Origin of the sequence: Provencibacterium massiliense, assembly GCF_900169495.1 — a bacterium.
Taxonomy (GTDB): domain Bacteria; phylum Bacillota; class Clostridia; order Oscillospirales; family Ruminococcaceae; genus Harryflintia; species Harryflintia acetispora.
Genome location: NZ_FWCH01000008.1, coordinates 24,032 through 42,240 on the forward strand (window position 1 = coordinate 24,032; position 18,209 = coordinate 42,240).

At 62.2% G+C, this 18,209-nt stretch carries 15 protein-coding genes; 1 reads left to right on the plus strand and 14 read right to left on the minus strand.

Annotation, left to right across the window (positions count from 1 at the left end; all coding sequences use genetic code 11):
* Window positions 1-10: 10 nt before the first annotated feature.
* The 8 genes from B5477_RS00930 to wsfD form a co-directional block, all read right to left on the minus strand.
* Window positions 11-1,312, minus strand: coding sequence for a phenylacetate--CoA ligase family protein (locus B5477_RS00930; RefSeq protein WP_079697971.1), 1,302 nt, complete (start codon window positions 1,310-1,312; stop codon window positions 11-13).
* Window positions 1,313-1,403: 91 nt separating this feature from the next.
* Window positions 1,404-1,610, minus strand: a complete 207-nt coding sequence (locus B5477_RS00935) for a hypothetical protein (RefSeq protein ID WP_079697972.1) — start codon at window positions 1,608-1,610, stop codon at window positions 1,404-1,406.
* A gap of 21 nt (window positions 1,611-1,631) precedes the next feature.
* Window positions 1,632-2,483 carry a GGDEF domain-containing protein gene (locus B5477_RS00940; protein ID WP_079697973.1) on the minus strand — a complete coding sequence of 284 codons (852 nt, stop codon included), beginning with the start codon at window positions 2,481-2,483 and terminating at the stop codon, window positions 1,632-1,634.
* The gene (locus tag B5477_RS00945; RefSeq protein WP_079697974.1) at window positions 2,473-4,749 is read right to left on the minus strand and encodes a cellulose biosynthesis cyclic di-GMP-binding regulatory protein BcsB; all 2,277 of its coding nucleotides are present in this window, start codon (window positions 4,747-4,749) and stop codon (window positions 2,473-2,475) included. Before B5477_RS00945 ends, B5477_RS00940 begins: the two co-directional genes overlap by 11 nt.
* Window positions 4,750-4,763: 14 nt before the next feature.
* Window positions 4,764-6,014 carry a glycosyltransferase family 2 protein gene (locus B5477_RS00950; protein WP_079697975.1) on the minus strand — a complete coding sequence of 417 codons (1,251 nt, stop codon included), beginning with the start codon at window positions 6,012-6,014 and terminating at the stop codon, window positions 4,764-4,766.
* 43 nt (window positions 6,015-6,057) lie between these two features.
* Window positions 6,058-7,449, minus strand: coding sequence for a hypothetical protein (locus B5477_RS00955; protein ID WP_079697976.1), 1,392 nt, complete (start codon window positions 7,447-7,449; stop codon window positions 6,058-6,060).
* Window positions 7,446-8,552 carry a hypothetical protein gene (locus B5477_RS00960; RefSeq protein ID WP_079697977.1) on the minus strand — a complete coding sequence of 369 codons (1,107 nt, stop codon included), beginning with the start codon at window positions 8,550-8,552 and terminating at the stop codon, window positions 7,446-7,448. The genes B5477_RS00955 and B5477_RS00960 overlap by 4 nt, the downstream gene beginning before the upstream one ends.
* Complete coding sequence (gene wsfD, locus B5477_RS00965) at window positions 8,549-10,237, minus strand: glycan biosynthesis hexose transferase WsfD (protein ID WP_079697978.1); 1,689 nt, start codon at window positions 10,235-10,237, stop codon at window positions 8,549-8,551. Before wsfD ends, B5477_RS00960 begins: the two co-directional genes overlap by 4 nt.
* Window positions 10,238-10,422: 185 nt before the next feature.
* Between wsfD and wecB the strand changes: the two genes are divergently transcribed.
* On the plus strand, window positions 10,423-11,550 hold the full coding sequence (gene wecB, locus B5477_RS00970) for a non-hydrolyzing UDP-N-acetylglucosamine 2-epimerase (protein ID WP_079697979.1): 1,128 nt from the start codon (window positions 10,423-10,425) through the stop codon (window positions 11,548-11,550).
* An 89-nt stretch (window positions 11,551-11,639) separates the two neighbouring features.
* Here wecB and B5477_RS00975 read toward each other — a convergent pair whose 3' ends face one another.
* From B5477_RS00975 to B5477_RS01000, 6 genes are read right to left on the minus strand one after another with little or no spacing between them, the layout of a single operon-like run.
* On the minus strand, window positions 11,640-12,374 hold the full coding sequence (locus B5477_RS00975) for a glucosamine-6-phosphate deaminase (protein ID WP_079697980.1): 735 nt from the start codon (window positions 12,372-12,374) through the stop codon (window positions 11,640-11,642).
* Between the two features lie 49 nt (window positions 12,375-12,423).
* Window positions 12,424-13,245 carry a carbohydrate ABC transporter permease gene (locus B5477_RS00980; RefSeq protein WP_242942088.1) on the minus strand — a complete coding sequence of 274 codons (822 nt, stop codon included), beginning with the start codon at window positions 13,243-13,245 and terminating at the stop codon, window positions 12,424-12,426.
* Between the two features lie 12 nt (window positions 13,246-13,257).
* Entirely contained in the window at window positions 13,258-14,175 is a 918-nt protein-coding gene (locus B5477_RS00985) for a carbohydrate ABC transporter permease (protein WP_079697981.1), read from the minus strand.
* A gap of 35 nt (window positions 14,176-14,210) precedes the next feature.
* Complete coding sequence (locus B5477_RS00990) at window positions 14,211-15,512, minus strand: family 4 glycosyl hydrolase (protein WP_079697982.1); 1,302 nt, start codon at window positions 15,510-15,512, stop codon at window positions 14,211-14,213.
* Between the two features lie 58 nt (window positions 15,513-15,570).
* Window positions 15,571-16,524: an ROK family protein gene (locus B5477_RS00995; protein ID WP_079697983.1), complete on the minus strand. Its 954-nt coding sequence runs from the start codon at window positions 16,522-16,524 to the stop codon at window positions 15,571-15,573.
* Window positions 16,525-16,549: 25 nt separating this feature from the next.
* The gene (locus B5477_RS01000; RefSeq protein ID WP_079697984.1) at window positions 16,550-17,911 is read right to left on the minus strand and encodes an ABC transporter substrate-binding protein; all 1,362 of its coding nucleotides are present in this window, start codon (window positions 17,909-17,911) and stop codon (window positions 16,550-16,552) included.
* Window positions 17,912-18,209: the final 298 nt, after the last annotated feature.

The following is an 18,209-nucleotide window of genomic DNA, read 5'->3' on the forward strand; positions in this document are numbered from 1 at the left end:
CGCTCCTTTCTTAGTACAGCTTGCGCTTGTCGATGATCCTTACGGCCTTGCCCTCGCTGCGCGCAATGCTCTTGGGCGCCACCAGCTTGACCTGCGCATAGATGCCAAGCATCGCCTTGAGCGCGCCCACCAGCTCGTCCTCGCGCGCGGAGACCTTCGAGAGCTCATCCGAGAACATCTCGGGAGTCATCTCGACGAGCACCTCGAGCTTGTCGGAGTTATGCTCGCGGCTGACCACGATCTGATAGTTGGCGGGATACCCCTTGTTCAGCAGCACCGTCTCAATCTGGGACGGGAAGACGTTGACGCCCTTGACGATCAGCATGTCGTCGCTGCGGCCCATGGGCTTCGACATACGCACATGGGTGCGCCCGCAGGAGCACTTCTCGCGCGAGAGCACGCAGATGTCCCGCGTGCGGTAGCGGATCAGCGGGAAGGCCTCCTTGGTTATACTCGTGAACACCAGCTCGCCCTTCTCCCCGTCCGGGAGCACCTCGCCGGTGTTCGGATCGATGATCTCGGCGATGAAGTGGTCCTCGTTGACATGCATGCCCCGCTGCTCGCTGCACTCGAACGAGACGCCGGGTCCGGAAATCTCGGTCAGGCCGTAGATGTCGTAGGCCTTGATCCCCAATTTTTGCTGGATGTCCTGGCGCATCTCCTCGCTCCACGCCTCGGCGCCGAAGATCCCCGCCTTGAGTTTGATCTTATCCTGCAGCCCGCGCTCATGGATGCTCTCCCCCAGGTAGGCCGCGTAGGAGGGGGTGCAGCACAGGATGGTGCTCCCCAGGTCGCACATGAACTGGATCTGCCGCTCGGTGTTGCCCGAGGACATCGGCAGGGTGAGCGAGCCCACCTTATGCGAGCCGCCGTTGAGGCCGGGGCCGCCGGTGAAGAGGCCGTAGCCGTAGCAGACGTGCACCACGTCGTCCTTGGTCCCGCCCGCGGCCATGATGGCGCGCGCGCAGCAGTCGTCCCACAGGTCGATGTCGTGCTGGGTGTAGAAGGCGACCACCCGCCGGCCGGTGGTGCCGCTGGTGGACTGGATCCGCACGCAGTCCTGCAGCGGGGTGGCCAGCAGCCCGTAGGGGTAGGCGTCCCGCAGGTCGTCCTTGGTGAGGAAGGGGAGCTTACAAAGATCGTCCACCGAATGGATATCGTCGGGGGTAACTCCCCGCTTGTCCATCAGGTTGCGGTAGTAGGGCACGTTCTGGTAGACGTGCCGCACCGTTGTAACCAATCTCTCATCCTGCCAGGCCCTGATCTGCTCGTGTGAAGCACACTCTATCTCGGGCTGGTAATAGTTGGGCATGTCAAACAATCCTTTCTATTCTGTGTCTGCCGGGGAATTTTTATCTGTGGCTATTATAGCAGTTCTCCTCCAAAACGTAAAGCGGGAACGCCTACTTGGGTTCCTCCCCTTGGTAGTTGGGCGGCCAATAGGCGGGCGTGCCCTCGCCCCGCCGTTCGGGCCGCTCGACGGCGAGGTACGCCTCGGGCACGCTGCCGCCGCCTTCGGAGGAGAGGGGCTCCGGGGAGGCGGGCACTCCCTGCTGCCCGCCGCAGCCGGCCAGTAGCACCGCTATCAACAGGGGCCAGATTCGCTTCATCGCAGTCCGTCCTTTCCATCGTCAGGATACGTCGTATTCGCTCTGCCTGCGCGCCTGCTCCAGAAAGAGCAGCGGGGAATCGGTCTTCTCGTCCAGGCTCGCACTCCCCACCCGCATGTCGAGGTAGATGTCGTGCTTTCCGCTCATGTCCCGCAGCTCGATTTGGCGGATGCGGCTCTCCACGCGCTCGATCACGACATGCACCGACTCGGCGTTGGTGAAGAGCAGGGTCCCCCAGGCATAGGGGTCGTCGCTGAGGAGATAGACCGCGTCCTCGGCGCGCAGCGAGGAGGAGATGGCCCCCGACACCTGCTGCACCACCCGCTCGAGGTTCTGCGCCCCGATGATCTGGCGCAGCTCGCGCTGGTAACGAAACTCCCACACAATCAGCATGAGCTGCATGCTGTAGCGCCGGGAGATCTTCATATAAACGGTGGCGTCCCGCTCGAAGCCCCGCATGTTCTTGAGCTCGGTGAGGGTATCCACCCCCGAGAGCTTGGTCAGCTGCCGGCGCAGCTTTTCGTTCTCCTGGTCCAGGCGCGCGGTATAGTGGGTGAACAGGTGGACGGCCACCGTCATCGCCGGGGTCCAGAGAATCCAGAAGTAGACGTACCCCGGAACCCCGCCCCCGCCATAGAGGGCGGTCACGATGATAAAGGTCACATAGCCGAAGATCAGCACCAGGTTGCAGATAAGCCCCGTCACCAGCGATGTGAAATAGGTGACGATCACCACCCCGGTGGCCACGGCGAGCACCGCGCAGTTGGTCCAGATGTTGTCCTGGTCCCCGGCCAGGAAGAGGATGCAAACGAACATCAAAAGCAGCATGAACAAAAAGGAAAGGTCCGCCACCAGCGAGCTTCTATTTTTCATCCGGCTTCCCTCCCCTGTGTTTTCGTATCAGGAAGATGGCTGATATCCCGGTCAGGATGAGCACCAGCGCCGCCACCAGGGCAAAGTTCAGCAGATCTCCGCGCTGCAGCGCCTGTTCCACGATCGGGCGGCGCACCGCGTTGTCCTCCTTGAAGCGGAAGGGGAAAACCTCGACCCCGTCGGCCACGTACCCGTCTCCGTAAATGCTCCACAGCCCTTCGACGCTGCCGATATACTCCACTCCCCGCAGCATCGCCTCGTCGCTGACGCCGGTGACGACCATCAGCGCCCGCTTCTCCTGGCTATAGGGGGAGTCGAGCAGCTGCACCGTGCCGAGCGTAGCGCCGTAATTGGGCTCGATCACCAGCTTCTCGTTGGAGCGCAGGGTGGTGCCCTCGGGGCTGAACTGGAAGAAGAGCTTGCTGCCCAGCTGCTGCACGATCCGGTTTTTCTGCAGGCTGCCGATGGCGATCACGTTGGAGTCCGAGAGATCCCCGATGCGGCTCATCTTCTGCACGCTCAGCTCCCCGCGGTTGTCCTTTTGGTACCGCCCCAGGGTGAGCAGGATATCCCGCGCCGCGCTGACGTCCGCCTCTCCGGGCTCGTCGGGGATGACCGCCACCACCCGGTTCATGCTCCCGTCCTTGATGAAGGGGCTGGGATAGCTCTCGAAGAGGATCCGGTCGTTTTCCACCGAGGCCAGCTTTAACATGCTCTCCTCGCTCACCCACGCCCATGGGGTCTCGCTCTGGCGCAGGGTGCACCACAAATCCTTGATTTCCAGATCGAACGAAATTTCCAGCGTGAAGTTCCCGCTGATCTCGAGGTCCGCCGGCAGCGCGAACACCGCCTCGTCCCCCTGCGCCTGATCCTTCTGTAGCTTTTTGCTGCCGATGGGGGTCCCGTTGATATAGGCGCTCACCAGCGAGCGGTCAAAGTCGAGGTTCTCGGCATAGCGCATTTTGATCAGCAGCTCGCTCGACCCGGCCAGGGTCCGGTTGGCCGGGAAGGCGACCGAGTAGGAGGTGCTCTGCCGGAACGGCCCCTTGAGGTAGCGCCCCGCCGTGTCCAGCTTTTGGTATTCGTCCACCGCCGCGGGAGGCTTCAGCACGTCCTCGGTGGCGCTCACCTTGCGCCAGCCGGCGCGCGTCTGGAGCATGAGGCCCTGGTTGCCCAAAAGCTTCCCGGCGCGCAGCAGCGCCTCGTCGTCTGAGCCGGTCAAAAGCAACAGGTTGGAACCGTTTTCCCCCTTGAGGAGCGCCAGCAGCGCCCCCTGCTGCGCCGCCGACCGCTGCTCCTGCGAGAGGCGGTCGGCAAGCGATCCCGGCAGGTTTTCAAAGCGGGAGACAAGGATTTCATATTTATCGGCAAAGAACCCGCTCTCCCCGATCGTGCGCAGGCCGATGTTCTCATAGGACAGCGGCGCATTGGCCGAAATCCCCGTGAGCGCCAACGCGGCGAGCGTCCATTCCAGCTCATCCGCGCCCTGCCCCAGCAGAACGGCGCTCTGGCGGTTTTCCAGCGCGTCTATACTGGTGAACTGCTCATACAGGTCGGCGACCGTGTTGCAGGGGATTTTGGGCAGGTAGGAAATCGACACGAAGGAGTCCTTGTAGACGTTGAGCCAGTTGGCCTTGGACACGTCGTCCACGCAGGGCATGGAGTCCTGGGTGCGCACATAGGTGTCGATGGTGATCACGTTCTGCCCCGCTTTGATGTTGTCCAGCGGCAGGTCGATTTGCAGCTGCTGCGCCTCGCCCCCCAGGCTCCTTTCGATCCGCGCCGAGGAGACGGGCCGGCCGTTGAGGGAGACGGTAATGCTCGACACGCTTTGCTCCACCAGCCCGGTGGCCGAATAGCGCAGGGTGAAGCGCGCGCCCCTAAAGTCCCAGTCCCCGGCGTAGAAGTACTCGTTGCATTGGGCGAACAGCCCCACGAGATGGTGTTCGCTCGAGAAGCTCTCCTCGTGCAGGTAGAGCCCGGTGGTACCGGAGGGCCCCGCCTTCCCGTCCGCTGTGGGTCCGGCGGGGCTCCGCTGCCCCGCGGCACTCTGCGCTGCTCCCGCCCCGTCCCGTTGGGCTGCCGCCAGCCGGGCGGCGGCCTCCTCGTCGGCCGCGTTTTGGCCGCCGGCCCCTTGTGCGGCCAGGGATGTCCCGCCGCCGGGCGCGCCGTCCTCCGCCTCGGCGGCATGGGCCGCCGGGGCGAGGAGGGATCCCGCGCACAGCAGCGCGCCGAGCAGCGCAATCAGTCGTCTCTTTTTTACCATCGTCTTTCCTTCCTTCACGCGAACCGTTCTGTCTTATACCATTTTGTCTCCCGCCTGAGAATCTTATCCTTGACGTACTGCAGCAGCCCGTAGACGGCGACCGCCATCCAGAGCTTGGAATAGGTGAAATACATCACGGCGATGACCAGCAGATTGGAAAAGCTCATCTCGCCCTTCTCGGTGGTGATCGTGACATAGGTGCCCAGGATGAAGAGCACGATCGCCAGCAGCCAGAGCATGTTGCTGAAACCCGCCAGGGTGGTGTGCACCATCCCGAGCATATTCAGCAGCAGCACCCCGTCCGAGACGACCAGCGAGGTCAGCAGCAAAAAGTAGATGGAGAGGAAATACAGGATGTCGAAGCGCACCTTTTTCGCCTTCGGGTCGAAGAGCAGCGGCAGGTTCTTGATCAGCACGTAGATATTCCCCTTGACCCAGCGGGTGCGCTGCCGGAACCACACCTTCAGCGTCTGCGGCTCCTGCTCCCAGGTCACCGCCTGGGGCAGGAACTTGATCTTGTAGCCCATGCGGTAGATGCGAAAGCTGATCTCGGTGTCCTCGGCGATGGCGTGGATGTCCCAGCCGCCCATCTCCTCCAAAATTTTGCGCCGGATGATGAAATTGGTCCCCGGGATGGTGCAAAGCCCCATCAGCTTCCAGCGCCCCGCCTGGGCCATCCACTGGAAGGCGAGGGTCTCGATATTGATAAAGCGCGTCAGCAGGTTCTGCTCCTTGTTGCGGGTGCGGAATTTCCCGATCACCGCGCCCAGGGAGTCGTCCGCGCAGATCTCGCTGACCAGCAGCCGCAGCGCCGCCGGCTCGGGGGTATTGTCCGCGTCGTAGATGACGACGTATTCCCCCGAGCATTGGGTAAAGCCAATGTTTAAAGCGTTGCTTTTGCCCTTGCCGCCGTTTTGTTGGCCGGTGTTGATCACCGTGAGGTTCCGCCCCGGGTGGGTGCGCTGGATGTCTTCCAGCAGCTCGGCGCTGTTGTCCGAGGAGTTATCGTTGATGACGATAATCTCGTAGCGCTCGGGCGGGTAATCGAAATCCAGCAGCGACAGCACGGTGCGCACGATCACGACCCCCTCGTTGTGCGCGGGCACCATGACCGAGACCATCGGGTATTCCTCCGGAGGCTTTGGTGTATAGCGCTCGCTCTGTACATAATAGCGGTAGCCGCCCACAATCAGGATCACGTTGATGAGCAGCAGCAGCCAGATACAGATCAGCGCGGCGAGCAGCAGCAGGTCTAAAGGCGTCAAAAAGGTTTCCTCCAATTTATATTGAATATGGGAAATTATAAAACTATTCTTTATAAAACTTATTTCGGTAAATCCTGCGCCCGAAGGTGAGCATCAGCACGAACACCCCGGCGCTGATCAGCACGATCAGGATCAGCAGCTTGTTGGCCCCCGCAAAGAAGGCGGTAAAGCTGAGCTCCTCCTTTTTACGGTACTCGAACTGCTCGTCGACCGGAATTTCATCGTAGCGCAGCTCCTCCTCGAAGCGCTCTCCCCCGTAGCGCGAAAGGGAGAGCCAGCGGCCGTTCAGTATCCCGATCGCCTCGTCGAGCTCCTCCTCGCTTTCAAAGGGGGCGAAGGTCACCATGGTATCCACCGCAAAGGTGCCGAAATTCCGGGTATCGCTCTCGATCGCGCCCAGCTGCCCGCAGGTCAGCTCCAACGGAGGAAGTGCCATGTCCATGCGCAGGATCCCCAGGTCTTCGAGCGCCTTTTTGGTGCGCGCGAGCTTAGTTTCGATCGGCTCCCCGCCGGTCTGGCGGATGACGGGCTGGCGCTGGAGGGAGAAACGCCCCTCCAGCGCGGCGCGCACCCGCTCCTTGCGGGTGTCGATCGGCTCGTCCTTGTCGGTATAGAGCACGATCGGGTCGTGCAGCACCACCGTGCCGCCCAGCGACTGGGCATAGCGCAGCACCTGCGCATACCGCAAAAAGGCCGGATAGTCGAGGTTGTCGTAGACCGGCATGATCCGCAGAATGAAGGGGATGCCGTTTTCATGCAGCCGCTCGGCGCTCAGGCAGAGCATCGCAAGGTCGGTGAAGGGATAGATTTCGTCGATCAGCACGTACATTTGCCCCTCGCCCTGCCCGCCCATCCAGCGGCGCACCGCCGCCGCAAGCGCGAGCGCGCTCAAATCATCCCCCCGGTAAAAGGGCGCGTAACCCACCTCGCCCATCACCGCCGCAAAGGGGAACTGCTCGCCCGAGGTGAGGGTGAGCGATCCCACCGCCTCTCCCGGCGCCTGCGCGAGCAGCTCCACGGGGTCCCGCGCAAAAAGCTGTTGGGAATGCCCATCCAGGCGCAGGGTGAGCGCGCCGCGCTCAAGCGTCGCCAGGGATGCGCCCTGTACCGGCCCGCTCCTTTGGCCCACGCAGAAGACCGGGACCCCGGCTTCCAGCGCGTCGCGGTAGGGGCGGTTGTCGGTGGTGATCACCCTCTCGTATCCCGGCAGCAGCCCGGGGGAGTATTCCGCCCGGTTCACCGAGACCACGGGAAGACCGCAGGCGCGCAGCAGCGCTTCGAGGCGGTACCGCCCGTCCTGCTCGTCGCAGACGAGCAGGGAGACCGGCCGCTGACCGTCCTGCGCCTCCCCGGCCGAACCCGGCAGCACGAGCAGCCCAAAACCGAGACACAGGCAAAGGAAGGCGCTCCCCAGCCTCTTTACCAACCCATTCATCGGCTCCCCGCCTCCCATTCGGCCCACGCGCGCAGAGCCAGCAGCGCGTTCAGATTGTCAAAGGAGTAGGCCGCGAGGCTCTGCGGGTCGGCGAAGGCGCCGTAGACCGGGCTGGCTTCATCCCCCACCTGCAGGGCGGACAGGCGCTCCATCGCGAGACGCGCGAGCTCCTTATCCCCGCTTTCGTAGCCGATCCGCACGCAGAGGGCATAGACCGCGGTGGACTCGAAATCCACCACCGGCTCGCCCACAGGGGTATATTCCCCGTAGATCGGCCCGCCGGCCAGGGTGTCGCGCAGCCAGCGCAAGGTCTCGGGCGGGCAGGCGTTTACCTCGGCGAGGTGCAGCACGGTGAGCAGCCCCTCGGCCATGTGGACGGTATCGGTCTCATACCCGCCCTCGTCCGGCAGGTAACGGCTGTGAAAGAACGGGAACGCTTCGCCGAGGAAGCCGCCGGCCACGACCCGCTCCATTTGCCCGGCCGCTTTCTCCCAGCGCCGGTCCGACCTCCCGAGCAGATGCATGGTCCCGAGGTCGGCGTAGCAGAGCGTACAGCTGCGCCCGGCCTGTTTGTAGCTTTCGTCGTAAAGGTCCAGCAGCAGGCCGTCCTGCACGTTGGTGCTGTAGAGCCGCGCGGCATACTGCCGCGCCTGCTCCCCGAAGGACCTCTCCCGAAAGCGCTCCTCCCCTTCGAGCAGCGCGCGCAGGACCCTCAGGTCATCCACCGCGGCGTTGACCGGGTAGCGCCTCCCCTCCCCGTCCAGCCGGTAGGAAAGGATCTCGCCGGAATCGAGCTCCTCCCGCACAAAGTCAAAGGCCCGCGAAAACCGGTCCCGGTCCCCGGTACGCGCATAGTAGCGCATGAGCAGCCCCTGCGACTCGAGGAGCACCTCGTGCCCGGCGGCGAGCTCACCGCCGGGCTCCCCCGGCAGGAAATTGGTATGCACCCCGCCGTCCTCCCCGGTCAGCTTCTCCTGCACAAACTTTAGGCAGAGCGCCTCGCCGGGCGGCGCGGACGGTATGTTTTCGGGCAGCAGCCGCGCGCAGCTTGTGAGCAGCAACAGGCCGCACAGCGCCGCCGCGGCCGGGATACGCCTCATCATACCGTGGCCTCCTCCCTCTGTTTATCGCCCCGGCGCTCCCCTGTAAGAGCGGGCCCGCCTTGCCGCTTCTTGGCGCGGCGGGCGCTCAGGCTGGGCACCAGGACGGTGGATATGACGATAAAGTTGGTGAAATCATAGGCGACGTTGTAGAGGAACACATGCTTGCTCAGATCCGCGTCCCCCGCGCCGATGATGGATACGCCGAACTGCGAGAGCCCCATCAGGATGGCAAACGCCAGCACCAAGGTGCGCCAGCGCTCCCGCATGCCGCAAAGGAGCACCACCGCGATCCAGATAAACATGTAGCCGACCGTGCGCGGGGTGAGCGCCTGCTTCAGGCTGCTATGGAGCGCGAAGGTGTAGTCCCGCGCCCCCGGGTCGCGCCCCGCGCTGCGCTCATAGTTGCCCATCGCCTCGGGCCGGATGGCGTAGGCGCTGCGCGCGGCGTAGTCGATCATCTGCATGAGCTCGCCCGGATGGCGCAGGTAGTAAAGCGAGATCGAGACGAAGCCGTATTTCGGGTAGAAGTTTTCCCTTAGCTCCGCCCCCTCCACATCCACCGGGGGATAGTGGTCGAAATAGATGGTCCGGTCCAGCAGCGCGTATTGCGGGTCGATCCCGAATTCCCCGACCGCCTCCTCGGGGTTCTGCGAGGTCATCAGCACCCCGCGGGTCATGGCGTGGTACTTGTTGATGTTGACAAACTCCTGCGGAATCAGCAGATACACCGCCGCACCGCTGAGCGCCAGCAGGGCGGACAGCAGGAGCGCCGCCTTCTTAAAATGGCGGCGTTCCCGGCGCTCCCGGCCAAAGCGCTCCCTGATCCAGCGGCGCGGGCCGCGGCGGCCCAGCGCCGCGCGCAGCTTTTGCAGCTGCGCGCGCTCCTGCTCCCAAAAGTCGGGCGCGTCGACGGGAGGCGTGATATACAGCACGTTCCCCTCCCTGCGCACCGAGCGCCAGAGCCGCTCATATTTTTGATAACGGAACGCCATACAGGCCAAAAGCCCGGCGAGCAGGAAGCCCAAAGGGGCGTTTTGCTGCTTGGCGCTGCACAGCACCAGCCCGCTGACAAAAAAGACCGCCAGCAGCAGATAAGGATTATAACGGTGCTGGTCGATCAGCAGGATGCTCGCAAGGCAGGTCAGGAACGAGACCATGACCAGCCCCTCGGCAAAGAAGGAGTTGAAGTAGGCGATGTAGCCGGTATCGGCAAAGAAGAAGACGGCCAGCGCAGCGATGAGATATCCCTCGCTTCGCGGGCGCCCGTAAGCGGCGTAATCCACCAGCAGGTAGATCGCGAGCAGCCCCCACAGGCAGAAGAGCGCTCCCAGGAAGCGCACGTCGAACACGCCGCTATCGCCGGTGAAAAGCCGATCCAGGTGCATCGCCGCGCGCACGAAGGGCATTTGGGAGGAGAAGAAGGGCTCGCCGTATTCCTTAAAATACTGGAAGACGCCGAACTCCTTGGCAAAATAGTTGAAATACTGGTCTTTCTCATAGCGGTCGAACTTGTAGAGCCCCGCATCGTCGATCACTCTGAAAAAGTCCCCGTTGTCCGCCATCCCCACCACCGGCGGCAGGAAAAGGGTGGCCAGCATGATTACGGCGGCCGCCAGCACCGCCAGCAGGGGCGGGGAGGGCAGCCGGTCCTTCCAGGTTTTCAGTCCTCTCCCCTCCCAACGCACAAAATCTCATTTTCCATTATACAGGCGTCCGGTCACAAATGCATCACGTTTTGATCCAAACCGCAATTTAAAATTCTGGAAGTTACCGCACCTTTCGCCGTTTCCTTTCCCAAGCGGGCGGGCTGTGCTATAATAATGCAGTTGTTATATTTACATCCGGGTTCTCATGAAAGGATGGTTCAACCTTGAAACCGATCAGGCCCCTTCTGGTTTTCGGCACCAGGCCGGACGCCATCAAGATGATCCCCCTCGTCTTCGCCTGCCGGGAGCACCCGCTCCTCTCCCCCATCGTCTGCGCCAGCGGGCAGCACCGCGAGATGCTCTCCAGCGTGCTGGAGCATTTCGGCGTGCAGCCCGACTACAACCTCGACATCATGCAGCCCGGTCAGTCCCTGACCGACATCACCACCCGGGTGCTGCAGGGGATGGCCCCCATCCTGGAAAAGGAGCGCCCGGACGTGGCGCTGGTGCACGGCGACACCTCCACCGCCCTCGCGGCGGGGCTGGCCGCCTTCTACGCCCGGTGCCCGCTGGGACATGTCGAGGCCGGGCTGCGCACCGGGAACCTCTATTCCCCCTTCCCGGAGGAGATGAACCGCACCCTCCTGGGGAACCTGTGCAGCCTGCACTTCGCCCCCACCGGGCGCAACCGCGAAAACCTGCTGCGCCAGAATGCGCCGGGGGAAATATTCGTCACCGGCAACACGGCGATCGACGTGCTGCGCTACACCGTGAAGGAGGACCACCGCTTCTCCCAAGGCGCACTGCGGGAGATCGACTTCAGCCGCCGGGTGATCCTGCTGACCGCCCACCGGCGGGAAAACCTCGGGCAGGGGCTTCCCGCCATCTTCGCGGCCGTTAAGCGAATTCTAAACGACTGCCCGGACGTGGAGTTCGTCTTCCCGGTGCACCCAAACCCCGCCGTCTCCCGACAGGCCGAGGCGGCCTTCCGGAACACGCCCCGGGTCCACCGGGTGGCTCCGGTGGACGTATTCGACATGCACAACCTGATCGGGCGCTGCTATATGGTGATGACCGATTCGGGCGGGCTGCAGGAGGAGGCTCCCTCGCTGGGCAGGCCGGTACTGGTGCTGCGCAAAGAGACCGAGCGCATGGAAGCGATCGAGGCGGGCACCGCCCTGCTCGCCGGGACCGACGAGCAGTCGGTCTATGAATCTGCCATGCGGCTGCTCCACGACCCCGCCGCCTACGGGCGGATGGCCCATGCGCAGAACCCCTTCGGGGACGGACACGCGGCTGAGCGGATCGCCGGGATCATCGCACAGCGGTTCGGGGAAGAAAACAAGGCGTAGCCGGCCGGCCCATGGACACGCTCATTTTTTTCGCTTCGCTGGAATCAAAAAAGCCCCCGCCATATGGCGGAGGCTTTTCTTCTTTTCATCTAATCGCAGTCCACCCGCGCCATGGCGGCGCGGTCCGCGATCAAGGTCACGTTGTTGTGCAGCTGGAGCACCGAGGCCGGGACGGCCTCGGTGACGGGGCCGCAGAGGATCTTCTTCATGATCGGGGCCTTGTGCTCCCCTTTCGCCACCAGCAGGATGCGCCGGGTCATCATGATGGAGCGCACCCCCATCGAGACGCCCGCCTGCGGCACCTTGTCCTCCCCCCCGAAGAGGGCGGCCTTGGCCTCCACCGTGCTCCGGGTGATCTTCGCGATGTGCACCTGGCAGCCGAAGGGGGTCCCCGGCTCGTTGAAGGCGATATGCCCGTTTTCCCCGGTGCTGAGCACCATCAGGTCGATCCCCCCGAGCTCCTGCAGGTGCCGCTCGAATTCCTCGCAGACCTGCTGCGCATTCTCGGCAGTGGAGCTGGGCACATAGACGTTCTCCTTCGGGATATGCAGCTTCTCAAAGAGCTGCTGCTCGATCCTGTAGCGGCAGCTGGTCGGGTCGTCGGGCGAGACCCCGACATACTCGTCGAGGTTGACGGTGCGCACCCTTGAAAAGTCGATGGACAGGCCCTGCGCAAGCTTCACCAGCTCGTTAAAAATCCCCTCGGTGGTGTTCCCGGTCGCAAGACAGAGCACGCTGTCCGGTTTTTTCAGCACCTGGCGCGCCACCTGCAGCGCCACCTCGTAATCAAACTGGGCGGCCGTTTCGGTTATGATTTTATCCATGTAATATACACCTTCTTATTCTGTAATCGGCTGTTATCGTCCGGCCGCGCTAAGCCTTCATTCCGCTGAGGGCCATGCCCTGGATGAACTGCTTTTGGAAGAGCAGGTAGACGATGATCTCGGGCAGAATGACCACCGTGCAGGCGGCCATGACCACATTGAGCTCCTTGCTGTGCTGGCCGCTGAAGAAGTTGAGCGCCAGCGGGATGGTCATGCGGTTGGTGTCGTTGATGGTGATCAGCGGCCAGAGGTAATCGTTCCAGGTGCCCATAAAGGTAAAGATGGCCAAAGCGGACAGGGTCGAGCGTACGTTGGGCAGGATAATGCTCCCATAAATCCTGAATTCCCCCGCCCCGTCGATCCGGGCCGCATGGATCAGGTCGGTCGGGATGGTCTCGATGAACTGCTTGCACAGGAACAGCCCGAACGCGCTGACCATGCTGGGCACGATCAGGGCATAGAGAGTGTTGAGCAGGTGCAGCTTGCTCACGATCAGATAGACCGGGATCATGATGACCTGGAACGGGATCATCAGGGTGAGCAGCACCATGATGAAACAGAAATTCTTAAAGCGGAAATCAAACTTGGCAAAGATATACCCGCTCAAGGAGCTGGTAAACAGCTGGAGGATCACCACCGCGGTGACCACCACCAGGCTGTTGCGGAACCAATACAGGATGGGCGACTCGCTGAAAAGCTTGACATACCCGCCCAGGTAGATCACCTTGGGAAAAAGGGAGGGCGGCACCGCGAGAATTTCGGAGGTCGTTTTGAAGGCGTTGAGCACCATCCACACAAACGGGAACATCATCACCACCGAGCCGAGGCTCAGGAAGATGACCAGGAACACGCGCACGGTTTTATCTTTCACGGCATATCCCTCCTAATATTCCCAGTCGGATTGGTTTAGCTTCATCTGGATCAGCGACACGCAGAGAATCAGCACCAGCAGCACCACCGCCATCGCCGAGGCGTAGCCCATGCGCTCGAACTCGAAGGCGTTCTGATAGATCGACACCGCGATCAGCTGGGTGGCGTAGCTCGGCCCGCCGCGGGTCATAATCTGCACCTGGGTGAAGACCTGGAAATAGGAGATGATGGTCATCACGCTCACGAAGGCCATGGTGCGCGAGAGCAGCGGCAGGGTGATGTTCCAGAACAGCTGCCAGCGGTTGGCCCCGTCGATCTTGCCCGACTCGAAGTAGGTCTTGGGGATCGAGTAGAGCCCGGTGGTCAGAATGACGATGTTGTAGCCGAGGTCGTGCCAGAGGGTGACGATGATCACCGCGATCAGGGCGTAGCGGGCGTCCGAGAGCCAGTAGATGCTAAAGTCCGATCCGAAGCGTTCCATGATCATGCTCACCAGCCCGTACTGGGGATCGAACATGTTCTTCCAGACCAGCGATGCGCCCACCAGCGGTGCGATGACCGGCAGGAAATAAAACGCCCGGAACATCTCGCGCATGCGCGCACTGGTCAGGGAATAAACCATCAGCGCGATCGAGGTGGACAGCACCAGATTGATTGCAACCGCCGAAGCCACGAAGATCAACGTGTTGACGATCGTCTTGATGAAGTTCGGGTCGGTCAGCATGTAGGAATAATACTTGAGTCCGACGAAGACCGCCTTATCGCTCAAGGGGCTGTAGTTAAAGAAGGACAGCACCACGCTGATCGCGATGGGCGCGAGCAGGAAGACGACGAACAGCACCATCACTGGCGCCAGACAGCAGAACACGAACCTCGATTGCGCGCGTCCCAGCTTCTGGCGGGGCGGTGCGTTCCCACCGGCGTTTTTCATGTCAGGATCCCTCCCCTCCTGTTTTTAAAGGCCGCCTAGAACTGCGGCAGGTATTCCTTCTGCGCTGCGAGCAGCTCTTCCATCATTTTGCGCACCGTTTCCTTGTCGGAAATGGCGCTCGCCTCGCACATCGCGCCCAGCAGGAGGCCGCGGTCCCCTTCGAGCGCCGCGCGCACCGCCATCTCATAGATGGTCGCGAAGCGCGCCAGGCGCGGCAGGAGCGTAACGGGGAAGTCGGGCAACTGCAGCGGCTGGATCCCGGAGCCTGAGATCAGCGCCGGGCGCTCGACCACCGTCTCGTCCGGCAGCCCCGCAACCGCCCCGCAGTTCGGGAGGTTGACGTAGAAAATGCCGGGCCGGTCGTAGATCATCGCGCCGATGATGTCCATTAGCTGCTCGTGCTCGCCGCTCTCCCGCTCGAAGAAGCTTTCGGGCAGCGCCTCGGCGCTGTAGGCGTAGCGGCGGTGCTCCTCAAACTCCTCGTCCCCCTCGCGGATGGTCCCCTCGAAGGAATAATACTTTACCCCGAGCTCTCCGCCGCGGTAGGCGCCCCGAAGGGTCGTCTCGGGCACAAACTCCGAATAATGCCGGTCGTCCGACACCACATAGCTGTGGTTTTCGCGCACGAAGTTCTCGGTCAGCGGGCCGATCTGCCGCTCCTCCACCGGAACCTTATCGAGCATTTCTACAAAATAGGGGAAGAGGTCCTTTGCATCCTTGCGCATCTGGTAGAGGAAAACCATGTGGTTGAGCCCGCAGGCGGTGAAGGAGATGTCCTCCTTGCGCAGGCCCATGAACCTCGAGATGCGCCCCAGGCCGTTGTTCACCCCATGGCACAGCCCGATTACCGGCACCCCGGTCTCGCGGCGGATGGCCATGCAGTTCATGGTCATGGGATTGGCGTAGTTTAAGAAAAGGGCGTCGGGACAGATGATCTTGATGTCCCGCGCGATGTCGCACAGCTGCGGGATCATCCGCATGGCCCGCGAGAGGCCGCCCGGCCCCACCGTGTCGCCCACCGGCTGGTAGACGCCGTATTTGCGGGGGATGAACACGTCCTGCTCCCAGGCGCGGCGGCCGCCAACGCCGATGGTGCTGACCACATAGTCCGCCCCCGGCAGGATGTCGCGCCGGTCCACCGAAGCGCTCAGCTCGATGTCGGCGCCCTTCTGCTCCACCATCTTGCGGCTGAGCTTGTCGATCACATCCAGCGCCACCGGGTCGGTATCCACCAGCCCGACGCTCCACTGCTCGTCGCGCCGCTCAATGATGTCGAGCAGCAGACCTTTTGTAAAAACGGCGCTCCCCGCGCCGACCAGTACAATTTTTCTTCTCATTCAGTATCCGATCCTTTCCCGGGGAAGCCGGCGCCGGGGCCCGTTTCCCTTTAAGCTTTCATTCAAGCGGCCGCCAGCCGACCGCTCCCGCGCCCAGCAGGCCCGCGTGGGCCGGGTCGAGCGCGGACAGGCGCACGCCTTTAAAATCCATCAGGCTGCTGGAGAAGGCGTATTTGCGCACATAGTCCTCGATGGTTTCGATTAGGGATTCCTCCCGGAAGACGCCGCCCGCCGCCACGATCCACTGCGGGTTGAGCAGCGACACCAGGTTGCAGCACCCGGCGCAAAGGCCGTCCACCGCGTCGCGCGCGATCAGGGCGGCGAGCGCGTCGCCCCGCCTTGCGTGCGCGAAGATCGAGACCGAGTGCAGCTCCCCCGCAGGGAGGGAGGCAAGGGTGCTCTTTGGATAGTCCGGTAGCAGCTCGCGCGCACGCTCGATCATCCCGCCGCCCGAGCAGAAGCACTCCAGGCACCCGGCCCGCCCGCACTTGCAGGTGCGCTCGCAGACCCCGGCGACCGTGTGCCCGGCCTCGCCGGCCACGTTGCCGGCGCCGCGCACCAGCCTCCCGCCGCTGACGATCCCGATCGACATGCCGGTGCCCACATTGAGCACCAGGAAATCCTTCGACTGCCGCCCCATGCCAAAAAGCAGTTCGGCCCGCGCGGCGCTGAATACGTCGTTGTCGAGGCTCACCGGCACGCCGTAGCGCGCGCAGAGCTCCTCCCCCAGCGGGACCGGCTGGAAAAGCGACAGGTTGACCGCCCGGCTCCAGATCCCGCCGGCGGTGTCCACCCGGCCCACCAGTCCGAGACCGATCGCCTTGATTTGTGGCCTCTCCCGCTCCATGAAATCCTCGATGGCGTCCCGGATGGAGCGAAGGGTATGCTCCTGGTCACTGCGGTCCATCGGGTAGCGGCGGCTCCTGCCGATCTCCCCGTCGCGGCTGACCAGCCCGACGGCGATCTTGGTCCCGCCGACGTCCACTCCCAGGACATATTCCTTACCCTCCATCCGGGCACCTCCTCTTTATGATTCTTTAAGAGAGTTTGCTGTCGTCGATGTCTCGGTTGATCTCGTTTTCGATGTTCTCACACGCCTGCTCGACCGTCTCCTCGCCGTTGCAGATGCGCACGAAGTGGTCGTAAACGGTCTTCTTGAAGAAGGGCGCGTTCGGGAACGGACCGATCGGAATGCCTTCGGGCAGGACCTTGATCGAGGGGGCGAGCATCGGCTTCTTCTCCAGGAATTCCGGGGAATTGGCGACCGCCTTCTGCGCGGGAACGGTATAGGTCACGTCGTTGAAGAGCAGGCTGTTCTCCTCGTTGGTGGCGAACTCGATGAACTTCCAGGTGGCCTCCAGGTTCTTGCTGCGCGCGGACACCACCTCGCCCCAGCCGGTCGGGGAAGCGAACGCATAGGAGTCGTTGGCGATCGAGGGCATAAGGCCGTAATCGAAGTTGTCCAGCCCGAACTGGTTCACGCCGGTCGCGATGGTCCACGGCCCGATGATGCACATCGAGGCGTTGCCCTTGAAGAAGTATTCGGACAGGTCGTCCGACTCGGAGATGTGCTTGGTATCGGTCACCTTGTGGGTAAGCACCAGATCGACCAGGGACTGCATGCCCTTGATGGACTCAGGCGAGGTGAAGTTGACGTGCCCGTCCTCGGTCCAGTAGTTCCCGCCGTACTGCAGCAGGAAGGAGATGAAGGTATACGGCACGTTGTCCGGCCCGAACATGTCGAAGCCCACATGGGTGATGTTGCCGCCCGAATCGTACTGGGTGCATTTCTTGGCCGCGTCGATCAGCTCGTCATAGGTCTTGGGGAACTCGTCGTACCCGGCGGCCTTGAGGTCCTCGGGATAATAGAGCACGCCGCCGTTTTCGATGCTGAACTCACGCGGCAGCCCGTAGAGCTTGTCCTCATAGGTATAGCCCGCGTAGGTCGGCTCGAAGTAGCTCTCCTTGACCTGATCCATCGTCAGGAAGGGCACCTCGCTGAACATCCCGTTCTTGGTATACTGCACCGCCCAGGTGCCGAAGATCTGCTGGCAGTCACTCTCCGCGCCCGCCGCGTAGGAGGCTTTCATCTTCTCCTGCAATTCGTTGAAGGGGAAGATGTCGTACTTGATCTTGATGTCCGGGTTCTGCTCCTCGAATTTGGCGATGATCTGCTTGTTCGCCTCGATAAATTGTTCGCCGTTGTGGCTCCAGTAGTTGATGGTGGTCACCCCTTCCTGGGGCTCCTCGCTTTCTTCGCCGGCCGGCTCGCTCGCGCTCGCCTCGGGGGGCTGCGCCTCCTGGCTCCCGCCCTGATCCTCGGTGGTCACCGTGCAGCCCGAAGCCAGCAGCAGCGCCGCGCTCAGCAGCATGGCAAGCAGTCTCTTCCCAGTCCTCATGACATTTCCTCCTTTTAGTTGGTTTGTTTTCCATATTTTGACCGTTTTCAGTCAATTGATGTCGGTGTTTCCTTTTATTTTCGACTGAAACCAATCATTTTCTTGGTTTAGTTTGATTGTATCACATCAAAATCCAGAAAGTCAATAGGTGTTTCTATTTAATTTTTCTAAAATATCGCGTTTCTCTTTGCAGTTTCTTGTCAAATTACCATTTGACTTCATATTTCCGGTCAAACCAATCGAAAAAGTTGCACGATTTCCGTCATTTTCTTGATTTTCCCATCCTTCTGTTATAGAA